The following is a 3,501-nucleotide window of genomic DNA, read 5'->3' as shown; positions in this document are numbered from 1 at the left end:
GCGATTTCCGGTGGCGGCGCCAAGGCGGCACCAGCCGCGAAAGCCGCACCTGCCGGCGCTCCGGCTCCGGCTGTCGCGCTAAAGCCAATGTCGGACGACCAGGTGCTAAAACTGTTTGCCGAAGGCTCCTACGGGCTTGTCCCGCATGACAATATGCGCAAGACCATTGCGCGCCGGCTGGTCGAGGCCACGACCACCATCCCGCATTTCTACCTGACGCTCGACTGCGAGCTCGACACGCTTCTGGCGCTGCGCACGCAGATCAACGCGGCCGCCCCGATGAAGAAGACCGACAAGGGGGAGGCGCCGGCCTACAAGCTGTCGGTCAACGACATGGTCATCAAAGCGATGGCAATGGCGCTGATGGCGGTGCCGGATGCCAATGCGTCATGGACCGAGAGCGCAATGGTCAAGCACAAGCATGCCGATGTCGGTGTCGCCGTGTCGATCCCTGGCGGGCTGATCACGCCGATCATCCGGCGCGCCGATGAAAAGACGCTGTCGGTCATCTCCAACGAGATGAAGGATCTCGCCAGCCGTGCCCGCAGCCGCAAGCTGAAACCGGAGGAATACCAGGGCGGCACCACGGCGGTGTCCAATCTCGGCATGTTCGGCATCAAGGACTTTGCCGCCGTCATCAACCCGCCGCATGCGACGATCCTGGCGGTCGGCGCCGGCGAGGAGCGCGCGGTGGTCAGGAACGGTGAGATCAGAATAGCGACCATCATGTCGGTGACACTGTCGACCGATCACCGCGCCGTCGACGGCGCGCTCGGCGCCGAACTGCTCGTCGCCTTCAAGCGCATGATCGAAAATCCGATGGGCATGCTGGTCTAGAAGGAAGAAGGCGGTGCGGAAATTCTTCACCAGCCTTGTTGCCTTCAGCCCTTCCGGCGTCGCAACGATCATGTGCAATGGCTGTTGGTGCGCTGGCGGGTGAGGCGCGCGCGGGCAGATTTCAGCAGGAGGGGGGCAAACGCATGAAAACAGTCCTTTGCTACGGCGACTCGCTGACCTGGGGCTATGATGCGGCAAGTCTGGATCGCCACCCGCTCAAGGACCGCTGGCCGAGTGTGCTGCAGGCGACGTTGGGAGGCGATATCCAGGTCATTGCCGAAGGCTTGAACGGCCGCACAACGGCTTTCGACGACCATCTGGCCGGCGCCGACCGTAACGGCGCTAGAGTGCTGCCGACGGTGCTGATGACACATGCGCCGCTCGACCTGATCGTCATCATGCTCGGCTCCAACGACATGAAGCCGTGGATCCACGGCAATCCGGTGGCGGCCAAGCAAGGCATCCAGCGCCTGATCGATATCGTGCGCGGCCACGACTACCCGTTCGACTGGCCGGCGCCGCAGATCCTGCTCGTCGCGCCGCCCGCGGTCAGCCGTACCGACAACGCTGAGTTCAAGGAAATGTTCGCCGGCGGCGACGAAGCTTCGAAGCGGCTGGCGCCGCAATATTCCGCCCTTGCCGACGAGGCCGGCTGCGGCTTTTTCGATGCCGGCACGGTGGCAACGACCACGCCGCTCGACGGCGTCCATCTTGATGCGGAAAACACGCGCAACATTGGCGAGGCGCTGGCACCGCTGGTGCGCGTGATGTTAGCGACATGATAGTCGATGCAAGTCTGATCATGGCCTCTGGTTGGCTGTGCATTGGCAAGGCCGTCGAAGTCGGCTTCTTGCAGGTTACGCATTTCTGGGGCTCTGGGTATCCGACTCTCTTTCGATACTGATGCACGAGCCAGCTTTCGCGCCTCCAATACTGAGGTACGAGCCAATTTCGATCCCGAAGCCTTCTTTCGGGGAAGCCTCGCTTCAATAAGGACCACAAAATGGCTGAGAACTACGACGTCATCATCATCGGCTCTGGCCCCGGCGGCTACGTCACGGCGGTGCGTTCCGCCCAACTCGGCTTCAAGACGGCGATCGTCGAGCGTGAGCATCTCGGCGGCATCTGCCTCAACTGGGGCTGCATCCCGACCAAGGCGCTGCTGCGTTCGGCCGAGATCATGCACTATTCCGATCATCTGAAGGACTACGGCTTGAAGATCGACGGCAAGGTCAGCGTCGATACCGCTGCCGTGGTCGACCGCTCGCGAAAGGTCTCGCTGCGGCTCAACGGCGGCGTCGCCTTCCTGATGAAGAAGAATAAGGTCGACGTCATCTGGGGCGAAGCCAAGCTCTCCAAGGCGGCTTCCGGCGATAAACCGGGCGAGATCGTCGTGTCGAACTCGTCGAAGAAGCCGATGGAGCCGCAGCCGCCGGCGCCCAAGGGCGTCAAGGGTGAGGGCACTTATACCGCCAAGCACATAATCCTGGCGACCGGCGCCAGGCCGCGGGCGCTGCCCGGCATCGAGCCCGACGGCAAGCTGATCTGGACCTATTTCGAAGCGATGGTCCCGAAGGAGATGCCTAAATCGCTGCTGGTGATGGGTTCGGGCGCAATCGGCATCGAGTTCGCCTCATTCTACCGCACCATGGGCGCGGAGGTGACTGTGGTCGAGTTGTTGCCGGCGGTAATGCCGGTCGAGGACGCCGAGGTCTCGAGATTCGCGCAAAAGCAGTTCGAGAAGCAAGGCATGAAGATCATCCTCGAGGCCAAGGTGACCAAGGTCGAGAAGGGTGCGAACTCGGTCACCGCGCATGTCGAGATGAAGGACGGCAAGGTTGAGAAGATCACCGCCGACCGGATGATCTCGGCCGTCGGTGTGCAGGGCAATATCGAGAATCTCGGCCTCGAAGCGCTCGGCGTGAAGACCGAACGCGGCTGCGTCGTCGTTGACGGCTACGGCAACACCAATGTGCCCGGAATCTATGCCATCGGCGACGTTGCCGGCCCGCCTATGCTCGCCCACAAGGCCGAACATGAAGGCGTGGTGTGCGTGGAGAAGATCGCCAATTTCCCCGGCGTGCATGCCACTGACAAGCTGAAGATTCCGGGCTGCACCTATTGCAACCCGCAGGTTGCCTCCGTCGGCTTGACCGAAGCGAAAGCGAAGGCCGAGGGCAAGGACATCCGCGTCGGCCGCTTTCAGTTCGCCGCCAACGGCAAAGCCATTGCGCTCGGCGAAGACCAGGGTTTCGTCAAGACCATCTTCGACAAGAAGACCGGCCAGTTGCTCGGCGCGCATATGGTCGGCGCCGAAGTGACCGAGCTGATCCAGGGCTTTGTTGTGGCGATGAACCTGGAGACCACCGAGGAAGAACTTATGCACACCATCTTCCCGCATCCGACGCTATCGGAGATGATGAAGGAAAGCGTCCTCGACGCCTATGGCCGCGCGCTGAACGCGTGATAAATTGACCGCGTGAGACTCGACACGTGAAAGCCAAGGAACTCAACGGTAAGGTAATTCGTTTCCGGATGCATTCATCACACAAGGAGAGGGCATATGGACGTGAATGGCGTGGGCTGGATCGCAGCCATCATCATCGGCGGTTTGGCAGGGGGGCTTGCCGAGATGTTCATGAAAAGCAACATGGGCATCTTGAT

The 3,501-nt window shown here is 61.6% G+C and carries 3 protein-coding genes and 1 pseudogene; all 4 read left to right on the top strand.

The genetic code is table 11. The features are described 5' to 3' along the window. On the top strand, positions 1-837 hold an 837-nt coding region (locus tag EOA85_RS30505; RefSeq protein ID WP_206523398.1), incomplete at its 5' end, for a 2-oxo acid dehydrogenase subunit E2. Between the two features lie 143 nt (positions 838-980). Continuing rightward, positions 981-1,619 carry an SGNH/GDSL hydrolase family protein gene (locus EOA85_RS30500; protein WP_065008737.1) on the top strand — a complete coding sequence of 213 codons (639 nt, stop codon included), beginning with the start codon at positions 981-983 and terminating at the stop codon, positions 1,617-1,619. 221 nt (positions 1,620-1,840) lie between these two features. Next, positions 1,841-3,304: a dihydrolipoyl dehydrogenase gene (gene lpdA / locus EOA85_RS30495; RefSeq protein ID WP_065008738.1), complete on the top strand. Its 1,464-nt coding sequence runs from the start codon at positions 1,841-1,843 to the stop codon at positions 3,302-3,304. A 96-nt stretch (positions 3,305-3,400) separates the two neighbouring features. Beyond that, a pseudogene (locus EOA85_RS39480) lies at positions 3,401-3,501 on the top strand (GlsB/YeaQ/YmgE family stress response membrane protein); the annotation flags it as partial.

Origin of the sequence: Mesorhizobium sp. M5C.F.Ca.IN.020.29.1.1, from assembly GCF_003997375.1 — a bacterium.
Lineage (GTDB): Bacteria > Pseudomonadota > Alphaproteobacteria > Rhizobiales > Rhizobiaceae > Mesorhizobium > Mesorhizobium wenxiniae.
This window is presented reverse-complemented; position numbering and strand designations above follow the sequence as displayed.

Excerpts from the sequence above, each read along its gene's own strand:
- lpdA (WP_065008738.1), top strand. The coding sequence starts at position 1,841 with ATGGCTGAGAACTACGACGTCATCATCATCGGCTCTGGCCCCGGCGGC.
- EOA85_RS30500 (WP_065008737.1), top strand. The coding sequence starts at position 981 with ATGAAAACAGTCCTTTGCTACGGCGACTCGCTGACCTGGGGCTATGAT.